At 63.3% G+C, this 24,953-nt stretch carries 22 protein-coding genes and 1 pseudogene; 17 read left to right on the plus strand and 6 right to left on the minus strand.

Going from position 1 to position 24,953, the window contains the following annotated elements; all coding sequences use genetic code 11:
- Positions 1–238: 238 nt before the first annotated feature.
- Positions 239–685: an iron-sulfur cluster assembly scaffold protein gene (locus FJ953_RS05390; protein ID WP_140495827.1), complete on the plus strand. Its 447-nt coding sequence runs from the start codon at positions 239–241 to the stop codon at positions 683–685.
- A gap of 16 nt (positions 686–701) precedes the next feature.
- On the opposite strand, the gene FJ953_RS05395 is transcribed toward FJ953_RS05390, so the two are convergent.
- Positions 702–1,607 (minus strand): LysR substrate-binding domain-containing protein, encoded by a 906-nt coding sequence (locus tag FJ953_RS05395; RefSeq protein ID WP_140579727.1) that lies wholly within the window; start codon positions 1,605–1,607, stop codon positions 702–704.
- A gap of 326 nt (positions 1,608–1,933) precedes the next feature.
- On the opposite strand from FJ953_RS05395, the gene yidD reads away from it, so the two are divergent.
- From yidD to FJ953_RS05415, 4 genes are all read left to right on the plus strand, one after another.
- Positions 1,934–2,308: a membrane protein insertion efficiency factor YidD gene (gene yidD, locus FJ953_RS05400; RefSeq protein ID WP_140579725.1), complete on the plus strand. Its 375-nt coding sequence runs from the start codon at positions 1,934–1,936 to the stop codon at positions 2,306–2,308.
- 142 nt (positions 2,309–2,450) lie between these two features.
- Positions 2,451–3,269, plus strand: a complete 819-nt coding sequence (gene blaOXA / locus FJ953_RS05405; protein WP_140623409.1) for a class D beta-lactamase — start codon at positions 2,451–2,453, stop codon at positions 3,267–3,269.
- Positions 3,270–3,416: 147 nt separating this feature from the next.
- Positions 3,417–5,393, plus strand: a complete 1,977-nt coding sequence (thrS, locus tag FJ953_RS05410; protein WP_140623411.1) for a threonine--tRNA ligase — start codon at positions 3,417–3,419, stop codon at positions 5,391–5,393.
- Positions 5,394–5,512: 119 nt separating this feature from the next.
- Entirely contained in the window at positions 5,513–6,451 is a 939-nt protein-coding gene (locus FJ953_RS05415) for a GNAT family N-acetyltransferase (protein ID WP_140623413.1), read from the plus strand.
- Between the two features lie 55 nt (positions 6,452–6,506).
- On the opposite strand, the gene FJ953_RS05420 is transcribed toward FJ953_RS05415, so the two are convergent.
- On the minus strand, positions 6,507–7,469 hold the full coding sequence (locus FJ953_RS05420; RefSeq protein ID WP_140623504.1) for a hypothetical protein: 963 nt from the start codon (positions 7,467–7,469) through the stop codon (positions 6,507–6,509).
- A gap of 154 nt (positions 7,470–7,623) precedes the next feature.
- On the opposite strand from FJ953_RS05420, the gene FJ953_RS05425 reads away from it, so the two are divergent.
- The 3 genes and pseudogenes from FJ953_RS05425 to FJ953_RS05435 all read left to right on the plus strand — a co-directional run bounded on the left by FJ953_RS05425 (position 7,624) and on the right by FJ953_RS05435 (position 9,695).
- Positions 7,624–8,208 (plus strand): nitroreductase, encoded by a 585-nt coding sequence (locus FJ953_RS05425; RefSeq protein WP_140623415.1) that lies wholly within the window; start codon positions 7,624–7,626, stop codon positions 8,206–8,208.
- A pseudogene (locus FJ953_RS05430) lies at positions 8,209–8,818 on the plus strand (flavin reductase family protein). It abuts the gene before it with no gap.
- Positions 8,819–9,020: 202 nt separating this feature from the next.
- A complete protein-coding gene (locus FJ953_RS05435) occupies positions 9,021–9,695 on the plus strand; it encodes an isoprenylcysteine carboxylmethyltransferase family protein (protein WP_140495836.1) in 675 nt (224 codons plus the stop codon).
- A 3-nt stretch (positions 9,696–9,698) separates the two neighbouring features.
- Here FJ953_RS05435 and FJ953_RS05440 read toward each other — a convergent pair whose 3' ends face one another.
- Both FJ953_RS05440 and FJ953_RS05445 read right to left on the minus strand, forming a co-directional pair.
- Positions 9,699–10,580: a CoA ester lyase gene (locus FJ953_RS05440; protein ID WP_140495837.1), complete on the minus strand. Its 882-nt coding sequence runs from the start codon at positions 10,578–10,580 to the stop codon at positions 9,699–9,701.
- Positions 10,580–11,032: a MaoC family dehydratase gene (locus FJ953_RS05445; protein WP_140623417.1), complete on the minus strand. Its 453-nt coding sequence runs from the start codon at positions 11,030–11,032 to the stop codon at positions 10,580–10,582. The genes FJ953_RS05440 and FJ953_RS05445 overlap by 1 nt, the downstream gene beginning before the upstream one ends.
- A gap of 151 nt (positions 11,033–11,183) precedes the next feature.
- On the opposite strand from FJ953_RS05445, the gene FJ953_RS05450 reads away from it, so the two are divergent.
- On the plus strand, positions 11,184–12,308 hold the full coding sequence (locus tag FJ953_RS05450) for a DUF2336 domain-containing protein (protein ID WP_140520995.1): 1,125 nt from the start codon (positions 11,184–11,186) through the stop codon (positions 12,306–12,308).
- A gap of 1 nt (position 12,309) precedes the next feature.
- On the opposite strand, the gene FJ953_RS05455 is transcribed toward FJ953_RS05450, so the two are convergent.
- A complete protein-coding gene (locus tag FJ953_RS05455) occupies positions 12,310–14,376 on the minus strand; it encodes an FUSC family protein (RefSeq protein WP_140623419.1) in 2,067 nt (688 codons plus the stop codon).
- 38 nt (positions 14,377–14,414) lie between these two features.
- Positions 14,415–16,475, minus strand: a complete 2,061-nt coding sequence (gene parE, locus FJ953_RS05460; protein WP_140495843.1) for a DNA topoisomerase IV subunit B — start codon at positions 16,473–16,475, stop codon at positions 14,415–14,417.
- 235 nt (positions 16,476–16,710) lie between these two features.
- On the opposite strand from parE, the gene cpaB reads away from it, so the two are divergent.
- The 8 genes from cpaB (at position 16,711) to FJ953_RS05500 (ending at position 24,895) form a co-directional block, all read left to right on the plus strand.
- Positions 16,711–17,637 (plus strand): Flp pilus assembly protein CpaB, encoded by a 927-nt coding sequence (cpaB, locus tag FJ953_RS05465; protein ID WP_246674710.1) that lies wholly within the window; start codon positions 16,711–16,713, stop codon positions 17,635–17,637.
- 116 nt (positions 17,638–17,753) lie between these two features.
- The gene (locus FJ953_RS05470; protein WP_181167416.1) at positions 17,754–19,139 is read left to right on the plus strand and encodes a type II and III secretion system protein family protein; all 1,386 of its coding nucleotides are present in this window, start codon (positions 17,754–17,756) and stop codon (positions 19,137–19,139) included.
- A 4-nt stretch (positions 19,140–19,143) separates the two neighbouring features.
- The gene (locus FJ953_RS05475) at positions 19,144–19,413 is read left to right on the plus strand and encodes a hypothetical protein (RefSeq protein ID WP_140517033.1); all 270 of its coding nucleotides are present in this window, start codon (positions 19,144–19,146) and stop codon (positions 19,411–19,413) included.
- 24 nt (positions 19,414–19,437) lie between these two features.
- Positions 19,438–20,652, plus strand: coding sequence for a response regulator (locus tag FJ953_RS05480; protein ID WP_140561477.1), 1,215 nt, complete (start codon positions 19,438–19,440; stop codon positions 20,650–20,652).
- Positions 20,649–22,070 (plus strand): CpaF family protein, encoded by a 1,422-nt coding sequence (locus FJ953_RS05485; protein ID WP_140623421.1) that lies wholly within the window; start codon positions 20,649–20,651, stop codon positions 22,068–22,070. The genes FJ953_RS05480 and FJ953_RS05485 overlap by 4 nt, the downstream gene beginning before the upstream one ends.
- A 4-nt stretch (positions 22,071–22,074) precedes the next feature.
- The gene (locus tag FJ953_RS05490; RefSeq protein ID WP_140495848.1) at positions 22,075–23,040 is read left to right on the plus strand and encodes a type II secretion system F family protein; all 966 of its coding nucleotides are present in this window, start codon (positions 22,075–22,077) and stop codon (positions 23,038–23,040) included.
- A gap of 1 nt (position 23,041) precedes the next feature.
- Positions 23,042–24,004, plus strand: a complete 963-nt coding sequence (locus FJ953_RS05495) for a type II secretion system F family protein (RefSeq protein ID WP_140623423.1) — start codon at positions 23,042–23,044, stop codon at positions 24,002–24,004.
- Positions 24,005–24,076: 72 nt separating this feature from the next.
- Positions 24,077–24,895, plus strand: coding sequence for a hypothetical protein (locus tag FJ953_RS05500; protein WP_246674712.1), 819 nt, complete (start codon positions 24,077–24,079; stop codon positions 24,893–24,895).
- Positions 24,896–24,953: the final 58 nt, after the last annotated feature.

The following is a 24,953-nucleotide window of genomic DNA, read 5'->3' on the forward strand; positions in this document are numbered from 1 at the left end:
GCGTCTCCCGTAGTCCCTCTCTCAGGAGGAACGAGTTGAACGGACCACGACCTTTCGGCGTCGGAAACTCGCCCGGTTTCCAGCCCCGTAAGCGGCGTGAGCAAACTGCGGCAAAGACGTGGGCTTTTCGTCGCCTTGTCGATACCGGACTGCCACCATTATATATGGTCATGACGAGCGAAAGAAAGACGCGTCAGCGGCAAACGCTGTTCGCTTGGCGGCGACGGACTGGAAAATAATGATCAACGACGTCTACAATGCGAAAATTCTCGGTTTTGCCGGAAATATCACACGGATCGGCCGGCTCGATCATCCCGACGCCAGCGCGAGGGCACATTCCAAATTGTGCGGCTCTACCGTTACCGTCGATCTCAATATGGCAGACGGCGTGGTTACCGATTTCGCACATGACGTGAAGGCCTGCGCGCTCGGCCAGGCCTCGTCCTCCATCATGGCGCAGCATGTGGTTGGCGCTACGGCCGACGAATTGCGCGCGGTGCGCGAGACCATGCTGAAAATGCTGAAAGAGAACGGAGCGCCGCCGGAAGGCCGCTTCGCCGATCTCAAATATCTGGAACCGGTGCGCGACTACAAGGCGCGCCATGCCTCGACCATGTTGACCTTCGACGCGGTGGTCGACGCGATTGGTCAGATCGAGAAGAAGCGCGCCGAAGAAGCCGCCTGATAGCCCATTTGGCGGCCTATTGGAGCCGTCTGCTTTCGGCGAATTCGCTTCTCACCCAGTCGGCGAACGCGGCGGCTGGCTCGGGGAGATCGCGCAGGCTTCTGGCCACCAGCCAATAGGCGCCGGACGCGACGTCGATGTCGAACGGCTTGACCAACGTGCCGGAGGCGAGCTCTTCGCCGATCTGCAGGAGATCGCCCAGCGCCACGCCGTGTCCGAGCAGGGCGGCCTGCTTCGAAAGCGATGCATCCGCCAGCATGGGACCGCGCGCGGGCACGGCGTCGGCAGGCACACCAGCCGCCTCAAACCAGCGCGCCCAACCCTGTCGGTTTTCCTCATGCAACAGCGTATAGCGGCCAAGGTCGGCCGGCTTGTCGAGGGGAGGCCCCGCGGCAAGCAGCGCCGGCGACAGAACCGGTGAATCGACCGTCGAGGCAAGCTGCTCGGCCTCGCTGCGCGGCCACGAGGCAGCATGCGCACTGAAGCGTAACGCAAGTTCAGGCTGGTCGCCGCGAAACTCAATCAGCCTTGGATCGACTTCGAGCGCGACGTCGATGTCGGGCCGCAATTGGCGAAAACGGTTGAGCCGCGGCACCAGCCATACCGATGCCAGAGACGGCTCGACGCTGACGCGAACCACTGTCTGCGCGGGAGCCGCCACCAACTCGGAAAGCAGGGCGTCGATGGCGTCGAAACTCCTGACCAGCTGACTGAGCAGCTGGCGGCCCGCATCGGTCAGTTCGACGCGGCGATGGTGACGTTCGAACAGGGGCCGGCGCAGAAAGATCTCGAGCTCGCGGATCTGCCGGCTGATCGCTGCCTGCGAGACGAAAAGCTCCTCGGCCGCCCTGCTGAAACTCAGGTGCCGCCCGGCTGCTTCAAAGCTCCTCAAGGCCGTCAGCGGCAGTCGCCCACGCTTCATTCGCATAACCCAGGGTTATCCGAAGTGGAAATTATACTCGTTTGAAGGCGAAGGCCAGCGGCGGTCTACTCGTCGCCAAGGAGATACGGCCATGATCCAGTTGCTGGAGATTCTTGGCGATATGATGCGGATTGCAACCTTTCAGTGGCGTGACGAAAGAACCTGTCGAAAGCGTTACGAGGAGCAGTCTAGCCCCTGCCGATGGGCACCGCCGGCTGATCGGCAGCCACTTCGCCGCTTCCGCCCGTGAAAGCTCCGCAAGCAGGGGCGGGATTGCGTTCTCCCGATGAAGCCCACATCTATCGTGTGGAAAGACGGAGATCGCAGTGGGCGACCAGCATCGGCATACACATACAGCCGGGCCGCCGCGGCAAGGCCGGAACTGGTCCGGCCCGTGGCGCAAGACCCCCGGCCGGGTGTTGGGCACGTCGCTGGTGCGCCTCTATCAACTGACGCTGTCCAGCTTCATCGGCAATTCCTGCCGTCACCTGCCGACCTGCTCGGAATACGCGCATGAGGCGATCGCCCGCCATGGCCTTTGGGCCGGCGGCTGGATGGGATTTTTCAGGGTTCTGCGCTGCGGACCATTCGGCACCCATGGCGTCGACCTTGTTCCGGAGGTTCTGGCGGATCGGTATGTCTGGTTCACGCCGTGGCGATATTGGCGGATCGGCAGCAAACGCGACGAGGCGCGAAGCTGAGTGCCGGTCAGTTCTTCAAGGCAACCGTTTACGATCTGGTAGGGTTAACGGCAGCCTGCACAACAACTGCGAATTTGAGACAAAATCGAGACAAGAGACCTCGCTAAGCCGCTCGCCGAACCCCCTCTGGAGCGAGCATCCAATGCGCAATGTCGACCGTCTTCCCTTCATCCTTGCCGGAGTCCTGTTCCTGCTTGCCTGGCTTCTGGGATTTCCGATGCGCGCGCAGTCGGCGCCGCTCGGGGATGTGCAATGCACGCTGATCGCCGATGCGCAGAGCGGCAAGACGCTTTACCAAAACGGCGTCTGCGATCAGCGATTCAGCCCGGCCTCGACGTTCAAGGTGCCGCTGTCGCTGATCGGTTACGATGCCGGCATACTGAGCGACGAGCACACGCCGAGCTGGGACTACAAGCCTGAATTCAAGGCGGTCAAGCGGGACCACAAGACCGTCGATCCGACGATCTGGGAGCGGGACTCGGTGCTGTGGTATTCGCGCGAGATCACCCGCCGGCTTGGACCGGAGAGCTTTGCCGGCTACGTCTCGAAGTTCGGCTATGGCAATGCGGACGTTTCCGGCGATCCCGGCAAGAATGACGGCCTGACTCATTCCTGGGTGAACTCCTCGCTCAAGATCACGCCGGTCGAGCAGGTCGATTTCCTGCGTAAGCTGCTCGCCGGCAAGATGCCGGTCTCGGCCAAGGCTCACGACATGACGAAAGCCGTCATACCCAGCTTCAAGGCCGGCGATTGGACCGTCCAGGGCAAGACAGGCAGCACCAGGGTCGGGGAGGGCGGCAAGGACAGGCGTTCGCTAGGCTGGTTCGTCGGCTGGGCGCAGAAAGACGGCCGCCAGATCGTGTTTGCCCGACTTGTCGTAGACACCAAGCGGAGCGACATGCCGAAGGGGCTCGCGACGCGCGCGGCCTTCCTGAAGGACCTGCCAATGCTGATTAAATAGCCGAGGCTTTACGGCGGCGGCATCTGCCCATAAAAGACTGCCGCCGCCGGACGCCTCCGGCTACCTGGCAGGTCGCAGCCTCGAACAGCTGACGACCTGCATTTCACCACCCGCGCTCGTTTGCGGGACTGGATAGGAGAATACCTGATGCTGAATGCCGTTTCCCTGACATTTCCCGATGGCTCCGTGCGCGACTACGACGCGGCGATGACCGGTGCCGGCCTTGCCGAATCGATCTCCAAGTCGCTGGCCAAGAAGGCCGTGGCCTATGCCATCGACGGTACCGTGCGCGATCTCTCCGATCCGCTCGGCAAGTCCGGCAAGATCGAGATCATCACCCGCGACGATCCGCGCGCGCTGGAACTCATCCGCCATGACGCGGCACATGTGCTGGCGGAGGCCGTGCAGGAGATATGGCCGGGAACGCAGGTGACCATCGGGCCGGTGATCGAGAACGGATTCTATTACGACTTCGCCCGCAACGAGCCGTTCACCCCGGACGACTTCCCGGTGATCGAGAAGAAGATGCGCGAGATCATCGCGCGCAACAAGCCGTTCACCAAGGAAGTCTGGTCGCGCGACAAGGCCAAAAAGGTCTTCGCCGAGAAGGGCGAGCGCTACAAGCTGGAACTGATCGATGCCATTCCTGACGATCAGGATCTCAAGATCTACGCGCAAGGCGACTGGTTTGACCTTTGCCGCGGTCCGCACATGGCCTCGACCGGGCAGATCGGCAATGCCTTCAAGCTGATGAAGGTGGCGGGCGCCTATTGGCGCGGAGATTCGAATAACCCGATGCTGACGCGCATCTACGGCACGGCATGGGCTGATCAGGCGCAGCTCGACGCCTACCAGACAATGCTGGAGGAAGCCGAAAAGCGCGACCACCGAAAACTCGGCCGCGAGATGGATCTGTTCCACTTCCAGGAAGAGGGGCCGGGCGTCGTCTTCTGGCATGCCAAGGGCTGGAAGATGTTCCAGAACCTGGTCAACTACATGCGCCGCCGCCTCGACGAGCAGGGCTACCAGGAGGTCAACGCACCGCAGGTGCTCGACAAGAGCCTGTGGGAGACGTCGGGCCATTGGGGCTGGTACCGCGACGCCATGTTCAAGGTGACGGTCGCCGGCGACGATACCGATGACGACCGCGTCTTCGCGCTGAAGCCGATGAACTGCCCTGGCCATGTGCAGATATTCAAGCACGGGTTGAAATCCTATCGCGACCTGCCGGTAAAGCTTGCGGAATTCGGCAATGTGCATCGCTATGAGCCGTCGGGCGCGCTACACGGGCTGATGCGCGTGCGCGGTTTCACGCAGGATGACGCGCATATTTTCTGCACCGAGGAGCAACTGGCGTCGGAGTGCCTGCGTATCAACGATCTGATTCTGTCGACCTATGCCGATTTCGGCTTCGACGAAATCAGCGTGAAGCTGTCGACCCGGCCGGACAAGCGCGTCGGCACCGACGAAGCCTGGGATCACGCCGAAGCGATCATGAGCGGCGTGCTGGAGACGATCAGGACGCGATCGGGCAACCGCATCAAGACCTCGATCAATCCTGGCGAGGGCGCCTTCTACGGGCCGAAGTTCGAATATGTGCTGAAGGATGCCATCGGCCGCGAATGGCAATGCGGCACCACGCAGGTCGACTTCAACCTGCCGGAGCGTTTCGGTGCCTTCTACATCGGCTCGGATTCCGAGAAGAAACAGCCTGTCATGGTGCACCGTGCCATCTGCGGCTCGATGGAGCGCTTCCTCGGCATCCTGATCGAGAACTATTCCGGCCATTTCCCGCTGTGGTTCGCGCCGCTGCAGGTAGTGGTGGCGACGATCACTTCGGACGCCGACGGCTATGCGAACGAAGTGGTGGCGAAGCTGAAAGCCGCGGGCTTGTCCGCCGAGGCGGATCTGCGCAACGAGAAGATCAATTATAAGGTCCGCGAGCACAGCCTAGCCAAGGTTCCGGTCATTCTTGTCTGCGGCAAGCGCGAGGCGGAGGAGCAGACGGTCAACATGCGCCGGCTCGGATCGCGCGACCAGGAGTCGCTGGGTCTCGCCCAAGCGGTCGCGCAGCTGACCGAAGAAGCGATCACGCCCGATCGCCGGCGCCAACGCGCCGCCTGATCAGACAGTATTTGAAGCCGAAATGGCGGTGGAGCAGTCCACCGCCATTTTTATACCCCGCCGTTCTCACATCCCGCCGTTTTCACATCCTTGTCACGGCAGTCTTGTAACAAGCCCTCATGCTCAAGCTGAAAATGCGCGAAAAACCGTTTCCCGAGCTTTCCTATGCCAATCCACGACAGCCGGTCCTGACGCGGTGGGTCATCCATTCCATCGAAGGCCTGTCCGGACGCGATCGGTTTGCAGCGCTTTATGATTTTTGGCGCCGCCAGGTGGTCCCGACCGGCGAGCGCGTGTTCAGTCGCATGCTCGAATTGATCGACGTGCGGGTGCGAACCCCCGACCAATGGCCCCCGAAGAACCTGCCCGACACGCCGCTGGTGATCGTCGCCAATCATCCCTTCGGCATCGGCGACGGCATTGCCGCTCTGTCGCTGGCCGAGCAGCTTGGGCGGCCGTTCCGGGTCATGATCCACAAGGATCTGCTCAAGATCAGCGAGATGGAGCCCTACTCGCTGCCGATCGACTTTTCCGAGACCAAGGACGCTCTGAAGAACAACATGGCGGTGCGTCACGAGGCTGTGCGGCTCTTGAAAGAACGTGTCACCATCGTGGTGTTTCCGGCCGGCGGCGTCGCCACCGCGCCAAAAGGCTTTGGCCGGGCACGGGACCTGCCATGGAAGATGTTTCCGGCCCGCTTGGTACAGGATGCCAAGGCTTCCGTAGTGCCGATGCATTTCTCCGGCCAGAACGGCAGGCTGTTCCATCTGGTCAGCGGTCCCATGAACATGGCCGAGCGTGATGGACGCGTGGCGAAGTTCGTCGGCAAGGCATCGCTGACGCTGCGCATTTCGCTGCTTATCCACGAGTTCGCCCGGCTTTCCGGCAAGTCGATCGACGTGCGTGTCGGCGATGTGCTGAACTGGAACGAACTGGAGCCCGTGCGCGACCGCAAGGCGCTGCTCGAGCGCCTCTATAAAGGCGTCTTCGATCTGGCGCCGCCGGTGCCTCGCCGCCGGATTCCATTCCTGCCGGCACGGGCCAAGCTGGCGGCCTAGGTCCATTTCGTCGACGATCCGAAGGGAACCGCCTCAGGCTTACCCGGGGTTTTGACTAATCCGCGCCTTCTTCCGGATCCATCGCGGCGGCTTCCGTCGCGAGAACCTCGATTTCCTGGTTCTGTCCGGCCACGACAGTGAAATCCTTCTGGTAGATCCGGTCGCGGTTCTTGGCGATGATCGTGTAGTCGCCTTCGGCCAGCACCATGGAGGCGAAGGCGCCGACGGTTTCCTTGATCGGATCGCCGGATTCGTTGAGCAGCGACCACGACGTGTCGGCGATCGCTTCGCCGCCCGCTTCACGCACCAGCTTCAAGGTAATCTCGGCGGCGTGATGCTCGACGGTGGCTTCGGTCAGCTTGCCGGCCTCGACGCGGATGTCGGAGCGGATGACGGCATTGACCGCGCCATAGGTCGAGACCACGTGGTAGATGCCGGCATTGAGACGCACGACGCTGTTGGGCTCGACGTCGGGAATGATCAGCGCGCGATCGCCATTGGGTTCGGCATTGCCCTCATAGATCGAAAAGCGCAACTTCTTTGGCGGGATGCGCGCCCCTCCGGAAAGGACGGCGTCGAGCTTCAGGCCGCCGGCATCGAGCACGAGGCTCTCGCGTTTGGCGTCCTTGCCGACAGTGATGCGCTTGGTGGCACCGGCCCGGCCGTAGGAAGCGTGAACCAGATAGCTGCCGGGTTCGAGCTGGAAGACCGCCGTGCCGCCATGGGCGGAAGCCACCATCGGCAATTTGCCGTTGACGGCCTCCGGCTTGAAGACGCGCCAGACGATACCGCGAGTGATATCGCCTCCCTTGTCGGTCAATTGCGCGGACAAGGTGATGGCGCCGCCGCCACCAAGCGCCAGCGATGTCTCGCCTTTCGGCGTCGCGTAGCTCGAAATTCCGGGAAGCTTCAGGTCGCTGACGCCATCCACGTTCTGTGCCACGGCAAAGGAAACCGGCGCCATGAGCAGCAGGGTGCAGACCCAGATCAGGAAAAGACGCAAAGCCCCCTCAAACATGCCTTGCGTTGAAGCCCATGGCGGTGGCAATTTCAAGGCTTAAGAGTCCGACGGATACGACTCTCCAGCCTGGCGCGCCCGCGTCGATGCCCGAGCCGCCCCGCATTCCCATGGCGCGCTTCAGCTCAAAATCGAACTTAGGAGACTTGCGCCCATGGCGTCCCCGATCATCGACTTCCTGCTGACCCGCAATTCAGCGCCGATACCGGAGTTGAAGGAGCCCGCGCCCGGCGACGCCGAGATCGCCACGATGATCGCCGCCGCCACGCGCGTGCCCGATCATGGCCGGCTCGAGCCCTGGCGCTTCATTCTTTATCGCGGCGATGCCCGCATCGAGATCGGCAGGAAGCTGGCGGCCCTTGCCGAACAGCGGGAGGGACCTTTACCGGATGGCCGCCGCAACCAGGAGCTGGCGCGCTTCTCGCGCGCGCCGCTGGTGATCGGCGTCGTGTCGGTGCCGAAGGAAAATCCAAAAATCCCGCAATGGGAGATGTTCCTGTCCGGCGGCATGGCGGCGATGAACCTGATGATTGCCGCCAACGCACTGGGCTATGGCACCAACATGATCAGCAACTGGTATTCGGACGTGCCGGAGGGCAGGGCGATCCTGGGGCTGGCGCCGCAAGAGCGCGTAATCGGCTTCGTCCATATCGGCTCCTATGGCGGCCCGGCGCCGGAGCGGCCGCGCCCCGATCCGGCAAAGCTTTATGCGAACTATGCCGGGCCCTGGGCGGGGTAAGTGTTCTACGAGCCGTCAAAGGGGGCACGGACTGCCGCATGATCCGTCGAAGGCGATCGTGGCGCCGCGCCCGATCGGCTGGATCTCGACCCTGAACGGGGCCGGCGAGATCAACCTCGCGCCCTATTCCTTCTTCAATGCCGTTTCGACAAGGCCCTTCATCGTCTGGTTTTCCTCCGAGGGCGAGAAGGACAGCGCCTCCTTCGCCCAGGAGACCGGCGAGTTCGTCGCCAATCTGGTCGGCCGCGATCTCGCCGAGAAGATGAACCGGACGTCGGTCGACGCGCCGCGCGGCGTCAACGAGTTCGTTTATGCCGATCTCGCCATGGCGCCGTCGCGTCTTGTCGCGCCGCCGCGCGTGGCGGCCGCACCCGCCGCACTCGAATGCAAGGTGACCGAAGTGTTCCGGCCAAAGGCCCTGGACGGAACGCCGACCAGCGCCGTCGTCGTGGCCGGCGAAGTGATCGGCGTGCATATTGACGATGCCTACCTGAAAGACGGCCTGTTCGATATCAGCAAGGCCGGCAATGTCGCTCGCCTCGGCTACATGGATTATGCCAGCGTCAACGAAGTGTTTTCGATGCGCCGGCCGCGTTGGGGCAAGGATTAGCCCGCAAGGGGGCCCAGTCACTGTGCTTTCCTGACGGCGAGCCGTCATCACGACGCGCCCTGAGCTTGATGACGCGGCATGACGAAACCTTCTGCACACCAGGACCGTTTCGTCCAGCCGCGGGATGGGCGATAGTCCGCTGAGGGTCGGCGGTAGTCTGTTGCTGGTAAATGCCGACGGCAAATATCATGGAAGGTTGATCATGGTCTCGAGATTGATCCTCCAGACGTTCGTGTGGTTCGGCGCCATGGGCGCGCTGCTTTTCCTGACAGCGGGTACGCTGACCTGGCCGGGAGCCTGGGTATATCTGGCGGTGATGACCGGGCTGAGCCTGACCCTTGGCGTGACGCTGGCCCGGCGCGATCCCGGGCTGATGAACGAACGGCTGAGCTCTCCCATCCAGAAGGACCAGACCGCGGCCGACAAGGTTCTGTTGAGCATACTCCTGCTCGGCATATTTGCCTGGCTGGCCTTCATGGGTTTCGACTACCGCTTCGGCTGGTCCGTCGTTCCGGTCTGGGTACAGGCGATCGGTGCGCTGGTTCTGCTGGTCGGACTATGGATCAGCTATCTGACGATGCTGGAGAATAGCTTCGCGGCGCCCGTCGTGAAGATCCAGGCGGAGCGCGGACAGCAAGTGATCACAACGGGTCCCTATAGCTATGTGCGCCATCCCATGTATGCCGGCGCCATCCTCTTCTTTGCCGGCACGGCTCTCCTGCTCGGCTCCTGGTGGGGGCTGGCACTGGTCGTCGTGTTCATCGTTCTCTTGGCCATCCGCACATTCATCGAGGAAAAAACGCTTCGCACCGGCCTGCGCGGCTATGACGACTATGCGGCCCATGTCCGCTACCGCCTGATCCCGTTGGTCTGGTAGCGGTCAGGCGGAGATTCCGGCTGCCCGGGCGCGTGCCAGAAGCCGCTCGGCCAGCCGCAGATGCGGCCGGTCATACATCTTGCCGTCGATGCCGACGACGCCGGGATTTCCCGCCGCCTGGAATGCCGCGACAATTGCCGCCGACTGTTGCACCGCTTCCACCGAGGGCGTGAAGGCGGCGTTTATGACCGGCACCTGATCAGGGTGGATCGCCATCTTGCCGGTGAAGCCGTCACGTTCGGCCTCCCTGCATTCGGCCTCGAAGGCCGCCATATCGCGGAAATTCGGGAAGACGGTGTCGATCGCCGCGACTTCCGCCGCGCCGGCGGCGAGAATGGTCATGGCGCGAGCGAAGCGGAATATTTCGGTGTAACGGCCATGTTGGTCGCGGGTGGTGCGCGCGCCGATCGCCGCCGACAGGTCTTCCGCGCCCCAGGTCAGCCCGGCAAGTCGCGCGCTTGCCCCGGCGTAGCTCGCCGCCGCCAGCACGGCCGCCGGTGTTTCGGTAATGATCGGCAGGATTTTTGTCGCGCCGTCGGCCAGGCCGTTCTCCGCTTCGCGCAGCCTGAGCTTTGCCGAGAGGTGCTGGACATCCTGGCCGCCAGCCGATTTGGGCAGCATGACGCCGTCGGGTTTTGCCGGGATAAGCGCCGCAAGATCGTCGTCCGTCAATCCCGTCGAAAGGTCGTTGACCCTGACGTAGATTGCCGACCTTGTTTTCGCCCTGTGGCTGGCGATGAAGCGCGCCGCGGTCATTCGCGCCGATGCCTTGTTTTGGGGCGCCACCGAATCCTCGAGGTCGACAATGACCACGTCTGCGCCGGCGCCAAAGCCCTTCTCCAGCTTCCTCTCGGAATCGCCGGGAACGAACAGCAGCGAACGCATCAGGCTACCTTCTTCAGCATCATGGCCTGTCTCGTGCATTTGGCGACGAGGTCGCCGTTCTGGTTATAGGCCCGATGTTCGAACTCGACGATGCCGCGATCGGGCTTCGACCTGGATTCGCGCACCGAGACGACAGTGGTCTCGACGCGGATGGTGTCGCCATGGAAGACCGGATGCGGAAACACCGTTTCCTTCATGCCGAGATTGGCGACCGTCGTACCGACGGTGATGTCGTTAACCGAAATGCCGATCATCAGGCCGAGCGTGAACAGCGAGTTGACCAGCGGCTTGCCCCATTCGCTCTTGGCGGCGAAATCGAAGTCGATATGCAGCGGCTGCGGGTTCAGCGTCATCACCGAGAACAGCATGTTGTCGCTTTCGGTGACAGTCTTGCGCAGCGTGTGCTGGAAGACATGGCCGACGACGAACTCCTCGAGATAAAGCCCAGCCATTTCATTCTCCTCCGCTGCTGGACGGTTGATAGGCGCTGCATCCAGCGCTCGCAAGCCAGTTAACAAACATGGTGAACGCTTCATAAACCAATTCGTCCTAACGTCCGGCACGGGGTCGGAAACCTTCCGGCAAGGGGCGTAAGCAGGCGGTATGGTTGTTGTCTCGCATTTCCTGAAATGGATCTACACGGCCAGGGTATCGGAGCGCGCCGCGGCGGCAAGCGCGCTCGCCCGCGCCTATGTCGACGCGGAATTGCCGTTCGAGGATCGCTGCGCCGCCGAGGCGGCGCTGACCTTGCTGCTCGACGACGCATCGTCGAAGGTACGGCTGGCGATGGCCGAGGCGCTGTCCATGAGCCATCACGCACCGCCCCAGATCATCAGCGCGCTTGCTTCCGACCAGCCGGAAGTCGCCGGCGTCGTGCTGACGCGATCGCCACTGCTTACCGACGCAGACCTGATCGATCGCGTGGCTTCAGGTCCGAAGGCGACGCAAAAACTGATCGCCGATCGGCCATTGGTCTCGATGGCGCTGTCGGCGGCTATCGCAGAGATCGGCGAGGCGGAGGCCTGCGCCGTGCTTTTGGCCAACAGCGGGGCCGATGTCGCTTCGTTGAGTTTTCGCCGCATGGCCGAGCGCCACGGCCATCTGCCGCTGGTGCGCGAGGCGCTTATATCGGATTCACGCCTGCCCGCCGACTGCCGGCACATGCTGCTCGTCAAGCTCGGTGAGATGCTCAAGACCTCGCCGCTGGTCATGGCCTTGATGGGAGCCGCCCGGGCCGACCGCGTCATGCGCGACGCCTGCGTTAAGGCCTGCGTGACGCTGATCGAGAGCACGCGCCAGGAAGAGCATGCAGCACTGATCGAGCATCTCAGGCTACGCGGCGATCTCACCGCGAGCTTCCTCATCCGCACCATCGCGCATGGCAAGGTCGACTTCTTCGGCTCGGCGCTGGTCGCGCTCAGCCAGCAGTCCGCCCAAAGAGTGAGGGCGCTGCTGGCCGGCGGACACGACGTGGCCTTGCAGGCGCTGTTCCGCAGTGCCGGCCTGGCTGCCGCCACGCACGCGGTCATCTTGCGCGCGCTGAAAATCTGGCGAGAGGTCGCCAACGGCAAGCGCGTCGCCGGCGTGCAGGAAGTCAGCTGGCTGATGCTGAAGGAATTGGGCGGACAGTCCGCGGAAGGCGATCTCGCCGCGCTGATCAAGTCGATCCATCTCGCTGCGTTGCGTGAAAATGCGCGCGGCCATGCGCTGGCGATTGCCGCCGCTTAACTTAGCCTTTATCCTTGGCAAAAAAATCCGGGAAATCCTCCATCGCCGCCGCGATAATCCGTAGTGACGCCGCAATCTGGAGCATTTCACCAGTGGCGTTTCGCTGAGCGATGCCGGCGGCATACTGCCGGGCGACGGCAATGGTGGCTGTCTGCGGGTCGCCCGGGGCGCGGAAGAGCAGTTCGCGTGCCAGTCCACGCAGGAAGTTGGCGATCGAAAGCGTCGTCTCGGCCGGAACCGCGTGCGCCTGCTGCGCGGCACGCAGCCGCAGGATCTCCAGACCGACGGTGACGGCGGCGACACTGCCGCCCAGAACCGCTTCACCCTTCCTGCCGCTGGTCTGCACCAGCGGCATCAATTGGTTGATGCGGTCATAGGCGAGGCTCTCGAAGGCCGAACGCCTCGGCACGCGCTCGTGCAGGCAAAGCCGCGCCAGATCCTCGCGCATGGCCCGCACGATGCGGTGCGCCGCGAGCCATGGGTCGGCGGGCAGCACGATGATGAAGACGCCGATTGCCAAAAGGATGCCGACCAGGATCGAGGCCGAGCCGGCGAAGAACGGGCCCGGGTCGTAGGTCATCGCCTGGTGCGGGCTGAGGAAAGCAAGAAAATTGATGGCGAAGGCCGTCGCCACGCCGACATAGCGGGGATTGGCCATGGCGAGCGCCGCCGGCACCAGGATCGGTACGACGAACAGCATGAACCAGCCGAAACCAGGAAAAACGGGAAGCGCGATCTGGCCGACGAGAAAGGCAAAGGGCAGAGCCAACAGCGTTCCCTGGAAGAACCCCCAGGCTACCCGCACCGGATCGGGGCGGGCGGCAAACAAGCTCGACACGACGGCAACCAGAATGACCGTGCCGGCGGCTTCCGACCATCTCGTCGTCAGCCAGAAAGCGGCGACCAGCAGCGTTGCAAGTGCCGCGCGGACCGCGTTGCGGCTCGCCCCGTGATAGTCGCGATGTACAACCAGCGCCGGGGGGCTGCGTTCGCGTGAAGGCCGCGTGACGGGCGCACGCAAGGCATCGAGACCGCGCAGCGTCTGCTTCAGCGCTTCGGCGAAATCGGCGGCGATGGTGAGCCGGGTGACGGTGCCGACTCTGTCGCCGTCCTGGTCGGCCAAGGCGTCGGGCATCTGCGTCGCTTTGGCGCCGATCGCGTCGAGCCGTGCCAGCCAGGGCGCCGTGTCGTCGAGCGCGCCCGGCGTCGCCGCCATTTCAGTGACGAGGGCTTGCAGCTCCGAGCGCACCGGAATGAGCGCCGCGTTCTTCGGTGCGGCGTGTGAATGCAGCGCGCGGGCCGCGGACAGGGCTGAAAGCAGTTGTCCGATGGTGCGCCGGACCGGATGGGCGCGCGGCGCGAAGCTCGGGGCCTCCAGCCTGGCATAGGCGCGCATCTCGGCGAGCGTCTGGGTGTCGGCGACCAGCTTCTGGTGCAGGCCGGAAAGCATTGCCGTGTCGCCACCGGAAAAGGCGCCGCCGGCATAGGTGGCAAGGTCGAGAATGCTGCGCTTCAGCCGCGAGATGATGGCCTCGCTGGCCAATTTGGGCAGGATCAGCCGACTGGTCAGGCCGGCGCAGACAATGCCGAGTACGATCTCGGCACAGCGCGCGACCGCGAGGTCGACGACGAGATGCGGCTGGCCAAACGCCGGCAAGCCGATGATCATCGCGGTGTAGCCGGCCAGCGCCGCTCCGTAAGCTTCCGGGTTGCGCAGCAGCGACGACACGAAGGTGCAAATGCCGATCCATAGGGCAAGCACCGTCACCAGCACCCAGGGATTCGTGCCGAAGACAGTGGTGATGGCAATTGCGGCAGCACCGCCCGCCAGCGTGCCGAGCAACCGATAAAAGCCTTTCCCCAACACCATGCCGGCGACCGGCTGGGCAACGATGAACACCGTCATCATCGCCCATTGCGGGTGATCGAGCTTGAGGGCGTAGGCGGCCATAAGCGCGATCAGGCCGGCCGAGACCGTGCGCAAGGCGAAGATCCAGTCCGACCGGGTCGGCTGTGTCAGCCCGGCAAGAGCCGCTTCGAAATAGTCTTTCAGCCGTTGCCAGCCCACACGCGCGTCTCCGCAAGCCTTGATCGACCGGCCTGCGCTCAGATATCCAGCACTTCCGTTTCCGCGAATTCGGCGCGTTCCTGGATGAATCGGAAACGAGCCTCCGGCTTGGTGCCCATCAGCGCATCGACCGCGTCCTTGGTGGCGGCCTCGGCATCGATCACATCGACGCGGAGCAGCGTACGCTTCCTCGGATCCATGGTTGTCTCCTTGAGCTGCGCGGCCATCATTTCGCCCAGGCCCTTGAAGCGACCGATCTCGACCTTGCCGCGCCCGGTGAACTCGGTGCGCAGCAATTCGTCCTTGTGCGCGTCGTCACGCGCATAGGCGACCTTGCCGCCCTGCCGGATCGAGTAGAGCGGCGGCACCGCCAAATAGAGATGTCCGCCGCGAACCAGGTTCGGCATCTCCTGGTAGAAGAAGGTGATCAGCAGCGAGGCGATGTGAGCGCCGTCGACGTCGGCGTCGGTCATGATGATGACGCGGTCGTAGCGAAGATCCTCGTCGCGATACTTCGACCGCGTGCCGCAACCGAGCGCCTGGATCAGATCGGAAATCTGCTGGTTGGCGGCCAGCTTGTCGTTGCCGGCGCTCGCGACGTTGAGAATCTTGCCGCGCAGCGGCAGCACCGCCTGGCTGGCGCGGTCACGGGCCTGCTTGGCCGAGCCGCCGGCCGAATCGCCTTCGACGATGAAGAGTTCGGCGCCGGCGGCCGCATTCTGCGTGCAATCGGCAAGCTTGCCCGGCAGGCGCAGCTTGCGCACCGCACTCTTGCGCGACACTTCCTTTTCCTGGCGGCGTCGTACCCGCTCGTCGGCGCGTGCGATAACCCATTCGAGCAGCTTCGACGCTTCCTGCGGATTGTCGGCCAGCCAATGGTCGAACGGGTCGCGGATCGCGGTCTCGACGATGCGGATCGCCTCGATCGTCGCCAGCCTGTCCTTGGTCTGGCCGACGAATTCAGGCTCGCGGATGAACACCGACAGCATGCCCGCCGCCGAGATCATGACGTCTTCCGAAGTGACGATCGAGGCGCGCTTGTTGCCGACGAGGTCGGCATAGGCGCGCAGGCCGCGCGTCAAGACGTTGCGGAAGCCGGCCTCGTGGGTGCCGCCTTCGCCGGTCGGGATGGTGTTGCAGTAGGAGTTGATGAAGCCGTCGCCGCCGAACCAGGTCACCGCCCATTCCAGCGAGCCATGGCCGCCTTGCCTGTCGCTCTTGCCGGCGAAGATTTCGCGCGTTACCTGGAATTCGTCGCCGAGCGACGCTTTCAGATAGTCCTTGAGGCCGCCGGGAAAATGGAATTCGGCCTTGGCCGGAGTGGTGTCCTTTTCCTTGATCAGCGAAGGATCGCAGGTCCATCGGATTTCGACGCCGCCGAACAGATAGGCCTTCGAGCGTGTCATGCGGTAGAGCCGCGCTGGCTCGAACGCGGCACCCTTGCCGAAAATCTGCTCGTCGGGATGGAAGCGGGTCCTGGTGCCGCGCCGGTTGTGAACTTCGCCAAGGTGCTCGAGGCCGCTGACCGGGATGCCGCGCGAGAAGCGCTGCCGGTAAAGTTGCCGTCCGCGCGCGACTTCGACTTCGAGATGATCCGACAGTGCGTTGACCACGGAGACGCCGACGCCGTGCAGGCCGCCCGAGGTTTCATAGACCTTGCTATCGAACTTGCCGCCCGAATGCAGTGTCGTCATGATCACTTCGAGCGCCGGCTTCTTGAACTTCGGATGCGGATCGACGGGAATGCCGCGGCCATTGTCGGTGACGGTGAGAAAGCCGTCAGCCGAAAGCTCGACATCGATGAATGTGGCATGGCCGGCAACCGCCTCGTCCATCGAGTTGTCGATAACCTCGGCGAACAGATGGTGCATGGCCTTGTCGTCGGTGCCGCCAATATACATGCCCGGACGGCGCCGCACCGGCTCCAGGCCTTCGAGTACCTCGATATCGGCGGCGCTGTAGCCCTCTGAGCCGTCACGAGACGCCGCCGCCGGACGCTTGGCTGCCGCCTGCACCAGCGGATCGGCCGGACGCGCCGGTGTGCGAACCGGTTGCGGCTGCTTCTCCAGATTGCCGAAAAGATCGTTGTTGTCGTCCATGCCTGCCATAGAGCCCAAGCTGCGAATCACCCGCCGATACTGCCACGCTTTTCAGCGCCAAGCGACGGAGGTTCCTGTTACGTTCGGGGATTAACCCCCTCTTATCCTAAAACCATTCGATAACCAAGCCGGCGGAAATCAGGCCGATAGCCAGCGAGAAGATTCCTGATTCTTTAACAATGCCGCCTAGCGTGAGCCAACATAACAAGAAACGACGGGCATCAGGGGTTTGGGCGTGAGGGGCAAGGCCATAACGATGATCGGCATCGCCGCCGTTTTCGGCGCGATCTCGATCTTTGCCGCGGATTTCTGGGTCAAGCGCCAGGCCAGGGCCGACGCCGAGGAGAAAACCGCATCGATCACCGCTCCGGCCGCGCCGACGGTCGAATTCAAGACCATCGTGGTGGCGAATGCACCGTTGCGGTACGGCATGGATCTCGACCGCGCGAAACTCAGCGAAATTCCGTGGCCGCAGGATTCGCTGCCGCAGGGCGCCTTCGCCACCATCGATGGACTGCTCGGGGACGGCAACCGCGTGGTGCTGTCGCCGATCGAGGTCAACGAACCGGTGCTGCTTACAAAGCTGTCCGGCCCGAATGGCCGCGCCACGCTCTCCAACATGCTGACGCCCGGCATGCGGGCCGTCACCATCCGCACCGACGAGATCGCGGGCGTCGGCGGCTTCGTCACGCCGGGCGATCGGGTCGATGTCGTGCTGACGCGCGATGCCGGCGAAATCCAGGAAGTGGCCAAGAATGCGCAAGGCGCCGCCGGTTCGACCATCACCTCAGAGATCGTCGTTGCCGACGCGAAGGTGCTGAGCGTCGGGCAGGGCGCCGACGAGCGCCAAACGACGCCGCAGGTGGCCAATTCCATAACCATCGAGGTGACCACCGAAGGCGCGCAGAAAGTGGCGCTGGCCCGCACTGTCGGCACGCTGTCGCTGTCGCTTCGCTCCGCCAGCGAGGGCGGCGAGGGCAAGGACGGTGTGACCACCATCTCCTCCTTTGGCGGATCGGTGGCGGGCAAGGCGCAGGCCGCGGCCGGCTCGCTGTTCGACGCCATGGCAAAGGAGCCTGAGAAGCCGAAATTCAAGACGGTCATCGTGACGCGTGGAACGACGGCCGAGGAATATCAGGTTCCTGCGCGGGACCAGAAATAGGAATATCAGGTTCCTGAGTGGAACCAGAGCAGGACCGGTGGGGACCGGACGGGACGGGAACAATGTTCAGGCAACTTCAATATCGAACGACAGGCCGGTTGCACGTCGCGCAGGCGATGGCGATGGCGGTGACGATGGCGGCGGCCGGCATCTTCGCCGGCCCGGCCAGGGCGGACAACGACATCGTCTATGTCTCGGCGACCAAGAACGCCTCGATCAAGGTCGCCAAGGGCAAGCCAAAGACGATCATGACGAGCGCGGCCTTCTACCAGATCGTCATCGGCGATCCGGAGATCGCCAACGTCAACCCGTTGACCGACAAATCCTTCTATGTGCTGGGCAACAATCTCGGCACCACTGGCATTGCGCTGTTCGACGAGAACAAGCAGCTCGTCGGCACCGTAGACATCGAAGTGACGCTCGATACCGACCAGTTGGCCGACACCATCCGCGCCAGCGTGCCGGACGCCAAGATCAAGGTCGGCTCCGCCAATGGGCGTGTCGTGCTGTCGGGCGAGGCGGATGACGCGGTCGCCGCCGAAAAGGCCAACAAGATCGCCACCCGCTTCTCCGGCAATGAGGAGGTGATCAATTCGGTCAACATCTCGTCCTCGCAGCAGGTCCAGCTCAATGTCCGCTTCGTCGAGATCAACCGTCAGGCCGGACAGGACCTCGGCGCCAAATACAGCGCCAATTTCGCTTATGGCATGGGCGGACGCGACGTGACGATTGCTCCCGGCACCATTGAGCCGGCGGGGACCGGCGAGATCATCGGCAAGCTGTTGTCGAATGGCGTTTCCATCGACATCGCCATCAAGGCACTGGAAGAGCGCGGCCTGGCTCGTCGGCTGGCCGAGCCGAACCTGATCGCCCGGTCCGGCGAGACCGCGAGCTTCCTGGCCGGCGGCGAGTTTCCGATCCCGGTTTCCGAAGACAACGGCAAGATTTCCGTCAGCTACAAGAAGTACGGCGTCAGCCTGGATTTCACGCCCACGGTTCTGAAGGACGGGCTGGTCAGCCTCGACATCGCGCCGGAAGTCTCCTCGATCGACGCGTCGGCTTCCTACAATATCGGCAGCATCTCGGTGCCCGGCTTCATCGTGCGCCGCGCCAGGACGTCGGTCGACCTGAAGAACGGCCAGAGCTTCATGATCGCGGGGCTGCTGCAGTCGCAGAACGACATCACCACCTCGCGCATACCGGGCCTCGGCAAGATGCCTGTGCTCGGGGCCCTGTTCTCGTCGAAATCCTACCAGCGGCGTGAGACGGACCTGGTGATCATCGTCACGCCTTACCTGGTCAAGCCGGTGGATCCGTCGAAGAAAATGGCCGAGCCGACCGATGGCACGCAGCCTGCCAGCAATGTCGACTATTTCCTCAACAACACCGAGGAGGTGAGGGCGTCGGACACCAATCGCGCGCTGGCGCTGGCTGACGGCAGCGCCGCGCGTGCCGCTCCCGCCACCAAAGTCGGGCATTTCCTCGACCTGCCGAAGGACTGAAGCCATGCGGATGGTCTTGAGCTCGAGCGTCGCCTTGCTGCTTGCCGGCTTCACCGCCGGATGCACGAGTGACGACTATGTGCGCAGCGAAGGCGTGACGAGCGGCGCCGGGGAGGCCCAGGCAGCCAACACAGTCATGCAGATGGTCGATCCCTGGAAATACGGCGTCCAGAACACCAGGCTTCTCGTGCCTGCCCAGCGCGGCAGCACGGAACCCGCCACCGCCGAGCAGGCGGCCAGCGCCAAGGCATCGCAAGCCAGCGCCGACAATTGATCCGAGATCACAGGCTGACAAGTAATGGCAAACGGCATCAAGACCAGGAAAATCCTGCTCATATCGACGGACAGAACCTTCGCGCAGGACACGCGGACGGCGTTTGCCGCCTCGGAGATCATCCAGCTCTCGACGGTGGAAAAGAACATCACCGAACTTCGCGGCGAGGTCCAGGAGGCCGATCTCGGCGCGATCATCGTCGATATGGACGCAGCGAAGCTTGAGGAGATCGATGCGTTGCAACGCGTCATGCGTCGGCTGGAAGGCAAGGCGCCGGTCGTGGTCGTCACCCAGGAGTTCAACGCCGCCGCCGCGCGCATCCTCGTGCAGCTCAAGGTCGCGGATTTCCTGGTCAAGCCGATCACCACGGCCGATCTCGTACGTTCGGTGGTGCGTGCGCTGCAAGGGCCGGGGCGCGAGGAAAACACCGAGTCGCAGATCTACACCTTCATGCCCGCGGCAGGCGGCGTCGGCACCACGACGCTGGCTTTGCAGACCGCGTTCCAGCTGCATCATTCAGTGACGCGCGGCGCCTCGACCTGCGTGGTGGACCTGAATTTCCAGCAGGGCGCCTGCGCCGAATATCTCGACCTGGAGCCACGTTTCGACATCACCGAAATCGAGAACCAGCCGGAGCGTCTCGACAGGCAATTGCTCGACGTGATGCTGTCGAAGCATGCCAGCGGACTTTGTGTTCTGGCCGCACCGACGCAGCCGGCGGAGATGCGCTCGTTCAAGACCGATGTCGTGGTGCGGATGCTGGACCTCGTCTCGGCCTATTTCGACAATGTCGTCATCGACATGCCGCGCACCTGGTTTCCGTGGACGGAGACGGTGCTGCTCGGCTCCAACAAGCTCTACATCGTCGCCGAAATGACGGTACCGTGCCTGCGCCACACGCAACGCCTGATCCAGGCGGTCTACGAGACCGCCGGCAAGGAAGTGAAGCCGAACGTCATCGTCAACCGTTTCGAGCAGAAGATGTTTGACAGCGGCATCAAGCAGGCGGACGTCCAGGAAATCCTCGGCGAGCATTTCGTCGGCGGCATCGCCAACAATTACCGGCTGGTGCGCGAAGCTGTCGATCGCGGCGTGCCGCTGCACGAGATCGATGCCAATGCCAACGTCGTCAACGACCTCAAGAGGATCATCCTTCCGGAGGAAGTGGCGGCGGCGCCGGGCAAATCGAAATCGCTGTTCGGCTTCGGCAAGAGCCTTTTGAAGAGGAAGGCCGGATGAGCAGCCGCTTTTCCACCTTGCAGAACCGCGATGCGCGTCCGCAGCGCTCCGCCGAGCCGACGGCGTTTGCGCACCACGCGGTCGTCATCCCGACGAGCCGGAAGGTCTTGCCGGCGAAAGTCGAAGCCGTGCCGGGCAAGAGCGCCAACAAGGTGCTCGATGCGCGCGTGCGTATCCACCGGTTGCTGCTCGAGGAGATCAATCTTGTCGCGCTGGAGCGGCTGCCCAGGGACGAGATGCGCCGGCAGGTGCATGATTTCGTGTCGGAAAAGACGCGCGAAGAGCGGATGGCGATCAACACCGTCGAACTCGATGCCCTGGTCGACGACATCGTCGACGAGATGGTCGGGCTCGGCCCGCTCGAGCCGCTGCTCAAGGACCCCGATATCAACGACATACTGATCAACGGCCATCAGAACTGCTTCGTCGAAAAGAAGGGCAAGCTGCAGCAGGTCCACATTCCGTTCAAGGATGAGGCGCATCTGCTTAGAATCATAAACAAAATCGTTGCCGCGGTCGGCCGCCGCGTCGACGAATCGCAGCCGATGGTCGACGCCCGCATGCTGGATGGCTCGCGTTTCAACGCCGCCATCCGTCCGGTGGCGGTCGACGGGCCGCTGGTGTCGATCCGCAAATTTTCCAAGAACAAGCTCGGCCTGCACCGGCTGGTCGAATTCGGCGCCATCACCCAGAACATGGCCGAAGTGCTTGCTGCGGCAGTACATGCCCGCAAGACGACGATCATTTCGGGCGGCACCGGCACCGGCAAGACGACCATGCTCAACGCGCTGTCGGCCTTCATTCCCGAGGACGAGCGGCTGATCACCATCGAGGACGCGGCGGAGCTTCAGTTGCAGCAGCCGCATGTCGCGCGCATGGAAACCCGGCCGGCCAACATCGAAGGCCATGGCGAGCTCAAGCAGCGCGACCTCGTCAAGAACGCGCTGCGCATGCGGCCCGATCGCGTCATCCTCGGCGAGTGCCGCGGCGAGGAGGCCTTCGACATGCTGCAGGCCATGAACACCGGCCATGAAGGGTCGATGGCCACCATTCACGCCAATACGCCGCGCGATGCCATTTCGCGGCTCGAGCAGATGCTGGGCATGACCGGCATGCCGATGACGGTGCAGTCGATCCGCAGCCAGATCGCCAGCGCCATCGACATCATCGTCCAGTTGACCCGGCTCTCCGACGGCAAGCGCAAGGTGACGAGCGTCGCCGAGGTGACGGGCATGGAAGGCGACGTCATCCAGATGCAGGAGATCTTCCGCTTCGTGCGTACCGGCATGGACGCCGATGGCACAATCCTCGGCCATTTCGAAGCGACCGGGATCCGGCCGCGCTTCCTCGAGGACCTGCGCGCCATGGGCATCGAGTTTCCCGGGCGCTATTTCGAACCCGGCCGGCCGCAGGAGTAACCAGGTGTTGGACGGATTCAGCGCGATCTATGTCGTCTATGCCGGGGCTGCATTGACCGGCATCATGATCGCCGAGGCCGTTTACCTGCTCTATGCCGGCCGCAGCGACAGGCGCACCGCCATCAACCGGCGCATGAAGCTGCAGGAAAACAGGATCAGCCAGGAACAGGTGCTGATCCAATTGCGCAAGGAGCGCGGTCTCGATGCGGGCACGTCGCTGTTCTCGCCTGACCGTTTTCGCGCCCTGCGCGCCCAGTCGGGCATGATCATGCCGCTGTCGAAGTTCCTGATGATCACTTCGGGGATGGCGCTGGCTGCGGCCCTTGCCGCCATCTGGTATGGCTTGCCGCTGCTGATGGGCGCCATTCTGTTTGTCGTGGTGGTGCCGGTGCTGCCGGTGATGGCGATGCGCTCAATGCGCAAGCGCAGGCTGAAGCGGTTCGGCATGCAGTTGCCGGAAGCACTGGAACTGATCACACGCGGCCTCAAGGCCGGCCATCCGGTGCCGGTGGCCATCGCCATGGTGTCGCGCGAAATGCCCGACCCGATCGGCACCGAGTTCGGCGTGATTGCCGATGAGGTGACCTTTGGTTCGGATCTGGTTTCGGCGCTGAATTCGCTGTTCGACAGGGTCGGCCATGAGGATCTGCCGCTGTTCGTCACCGCCGTGTCGATCCAGACGAGTTCTGGCGGCAATCTGCGCGAAATCCTCGACGGACTGTCGACGACGATCCGCGAACGCGGCAAGCTGCGCCGCAAGGTGCGCGCCATTTCAACCGAAGGCCGTCTGTCGGCCTATATCCTGACGGCCGTGCCGGCGCTGCTGTTCACGACCATCATGGCATTCATGCCTGGGTATTACAGCGACGTCTGGGGCGTGCCTAAGACGTGGTACATGGTTGGTGGCTCGGTCACCTGGCTGATGCTGGGCAATCTGATCATGTTCAAAATGTCGAACTTCAAATTCTGACATGCAGAAGGTCATCGAATTCCTCGCCTCGCTCGCGCCGACCTCGCTGATGCCGGTGGCTGTCCTGCTGCTGGCCGTGGGCGCTGCCGCTTTTGCCTGGCCGATGGTGGTGGCAAAGGGCGATCGCAACGAAGTCAGGCGCAGACTCAAGGTCGACGAGGGTCCAGTGGCCGCCAGGCCGGAACCGGCCCAGAAGAAGAATACCGGTGTCGTTCGCGAGAAGGCGGTGAAGAAGGCGCAGGAGTTCTACGCCAAGAGCGATCCGGAAAATGTCGCCCGCCTGCGCTTGAAACTCATCCAGGCGGGCTACATGGAGCCGCGCGCCGTCGGCATGTTCTTCCTCATCCGTTTCACGGCGATGGTGGGCATCGCGCTCGCCGTCTTCGTGCTCAACCGCTGGATGGCCAGTCCCGACGCCACGGTGACCAGCCGCTGGGCCTTCGTCGTGTTGTCGGGCGTGGCCGGCTATTTCCTGCCAGGGCTGGTGCTGACCCAGAAGATACGGGAAAAGATGCGCGAATACCGCAACGGCTTCCCCGATTTCATGGACCTGATGATCGTCTGTTCGGATGCCGGCATGAGCATGGAAGCGGGCGTCGAGCGCGTCTCGAAGGAACTCGCAAAGACCTACCCGTCGCTCAGCCAGAACCTGCAGCTCGTGTCGCTGGAGTTGCGGGCCGGGCGCGGCCTCGACGATGCACTGAAGGCGCTCGCCGATCGCCTGAGCCTGGACGAGGTGCGCTCCTTCGCCACGCTGCTGCAACAGTCCAAGGAGCTTGGCACCAGCCTGTCGGGGGCGCTGCGCGTCTTTTCCGACGAGATGCGCCACAAGCGCATGTCGCTGGCCGAGGAAAAGGCGCATGCCTTGCCGGCCAAGATGTCGGTGCCGGTCGTGGTTTGCATCCTGCCGGTGGTGCTGATGATCGCGGTCATTCCGATCATCGTCAAAATGACCGGCCACTAGGATTTGCTGATATTCAGTGAGGCCGGCCTGAGCGACCTGCGAAGTCCGTAAATGAGTGAGAAGTCCATGCGAATGCTGTTGCTCGTCCTCGGCCTTGCCGGGGCCAGTCTGTCGCCCGCCTGGGCTGCGGCCGATGATTGCGGCGATGCCGCTGCCCTGGTGCAGCAGGCCTATCCCAACGCCCGCAAAAGCGCTGACGGTGCCTCGTTCACGCTCGAACCCTACACCAGCATCGCCCTGACGTCTGCATTTGGCGACCCGCCGGGGCTGGTCTGCAAGATATGGCCCGCCCATGAGGCCCTGCTGTTGGTCGCGGTGCCGCTGATGGACAGCTCGCAACCCAGCGACTACGCGCATGCCGGCGATATCGAGCTTCTGGTCATCGACAGGAAGAGCCGGCAGGTGCGCCAGCGCCTGCTGCAGCCCGGGCTGATGAATGATGATGCCATCGCCATCCGCAAGGTCGAACTCGATACCGGCCGGTATGCGCTGGCGCCCGATGTCTCCGCCTTCGGCCTGCGCATCGAAATGGCGAACAATTCGCTGCCTAACCCTTTCAGTGAAATCGACCTGCGGCTCTATGCCATCGACAACGATGCCCTGCGGATGGTTCTCGATGGCCTGGTCGTGGCCGGCAATGGCGGCGAGGGCGATACCAATTGCGCCGGATCCTTCCATACCAGTCAGGTGAGCCTGGCGATGAGCCCGGCCAAACATCATGGCTACCACGACATGGTGGTGGTCGAACGGATGGACACCGACAATCCGTTGCCCGACAACAATGGCGAGTGCCAGTCCCATCCCGGCAAGTCCGTGAGCCAAACCTACCGGCTGCGCTATGACGGCAGCCGGTATACGGTTCCGGCGGGGCTCAAGGCCCTGGAACCGTGAGAACGCCGCTGGCCATGGCTGAGGCGTTGCGGCCTGGTGGTTAATAGGTGGTGTACCC

Source organism: Mesorhizobium sp. B2-3-6, from assembly GCF_006442305.1.
Classification (GTDB): domain Bacteria; phylum Pseudomonadota; class Alphaproteobacteria; order Rhizobiales; family Rhizobiaceae; genus Mesorhizobium.

What these genes read in the sequence shown, in the direction of transcription:
- FJ953_RS05390 (WP_140495827.1), top strand. Translation starts at nt 239, where the DNA reads ATGATCAACGACGTCTACAATGCGAAAATTCTCGGTTTTGCCGGAAAT.
- FJ953_RS05395 (WP_140579727.1), bottom strand. Translation starts at nt 1,607, where the DNA reads ATGAAGCGTGGGCGACTGCCGCTGACGGCCTTGAGGAGCTTTGAAGCA.
- blaOXA (WP_140623409.1), top strand. Translation starts at nt 2,451, where the DNA reads ATGCGCAATGTCGACCGTCTTCCCTTCATCCTTGCCGGAGTCCTGTTC.
- thrS (WP_140623411.1), top strand. Translation starts at nt 3,417, where the DNA reads ATGCTGAATGCCGTTTCCCTGACATTTCCCGATGGCTCCGTGCGCGAC.
- FJ953_RS05415 (WP_140623413.1), top strand. Translation starts at nt 5,513, where the DNA reads ATGCTCAAGCTGAAAATGCGCGAAAAACCGTTTCCCGAGCTTTCCTAT.
- FJ953_RS05420 (WP_140623504.1), bottom strand. Translation starts at nt 7,469, where the DNA reads ATGTTTGAGGGGGCTTTGCGTCTTTTCCTGATCTGGGTCTGCACCCTG.
- FJ953_RS05425 (WP_140623415.1), top strand. Translation starts at nt 7,624, where the DNA reads ATGGCGTCCCCGATCATCGACTTCCTGCTGACCCGCAATTCAGCGCCG.
- FJ953_RS05435 (WP_140495836.1), top strand. Translation starts at nt 9,021, where the DNA reads ATGGTCTCGAGATTGATCCTCCAGACGTTCGTGTGGTTCGGCGCCATG.
- FJ953_RS05440 (WP_140495837.1), bottom strand. Translation starts at nt 10,580, where the DNA reads ATGCGTTCGCTGCTGTTCGTTCCCGGCGATTCCGAGAGGAAGCTGGAG.
- FJ953_RS05445 (WP_140623417.1), bottom strand. Translation starts at nt 11,032, where the DNA reads ATGGCTGGGCTTTATCTCGAGGAGTTCGTCGTCGGCCATGTCTTCCAG.
- FJ953_RS05450 (WP_140520995.1), top strand. Translation starts at nt 11,184, where the DNA reads ATGGTTGTTGTCTCGCATTTCCTGAAATGGATCTACACGGCCAGGGTA.
- parE (WP_140495843.1), bottom strand. Translation starts at nt 16,475, where the DNA reads ATGGACGACAACAACGATCTTTTCGGCAATCTGGAGAAGCAGCCGCAA.
- FJ953_RS05470 (WP_181167416.1), top strand. Translation starts at nt 17,754, where the DNA reads ATGGCGATGGCGGTGACGATGGCGGCGGCCGGCATCTTCGCCGGCCCG.
- FJ953_RS05475 (WP_140517033.1), top strand. Translation starts at nt 19,144, where the DNA reads ATGCGGATGGTCTTGAGCTCGAGCGTCGCCTTGCTGCTTGCCGGCTTC.
- FJ953_RS05480 (WP_140561477.1), top strand. Translation starts at nt 19,438, where the DNA reads ATGGCAAACGGCATCAAGACCAGGAAAATCCTGCTCATATCGACGGAC.
- FJ953_RS05485 (WP_140623421.1), top strand. Translation starts at nt 20,649, where the DNA reads ATGAGCAGCCGCTTTTCCACCTTGCAGAACCGCGATGCGCGTCCGCAG.
- FJ953_RS05495 (WP_140623423.1), top strand. Translation starts at nt 23,042, where the DNA reads ATGCAGAAGGTCATCGAATTCCTCGCCTCGCTCGCGCCGACCTCGCTG.
- FJ953_RS05500 (WP_246674712.1), top strand. Translation starts at nt 24,077, where the DNA reads ATGCTGTTGCTCGTCCTCGGCCTTGCCGGGGCCAGTCTGTCGCCCGCC.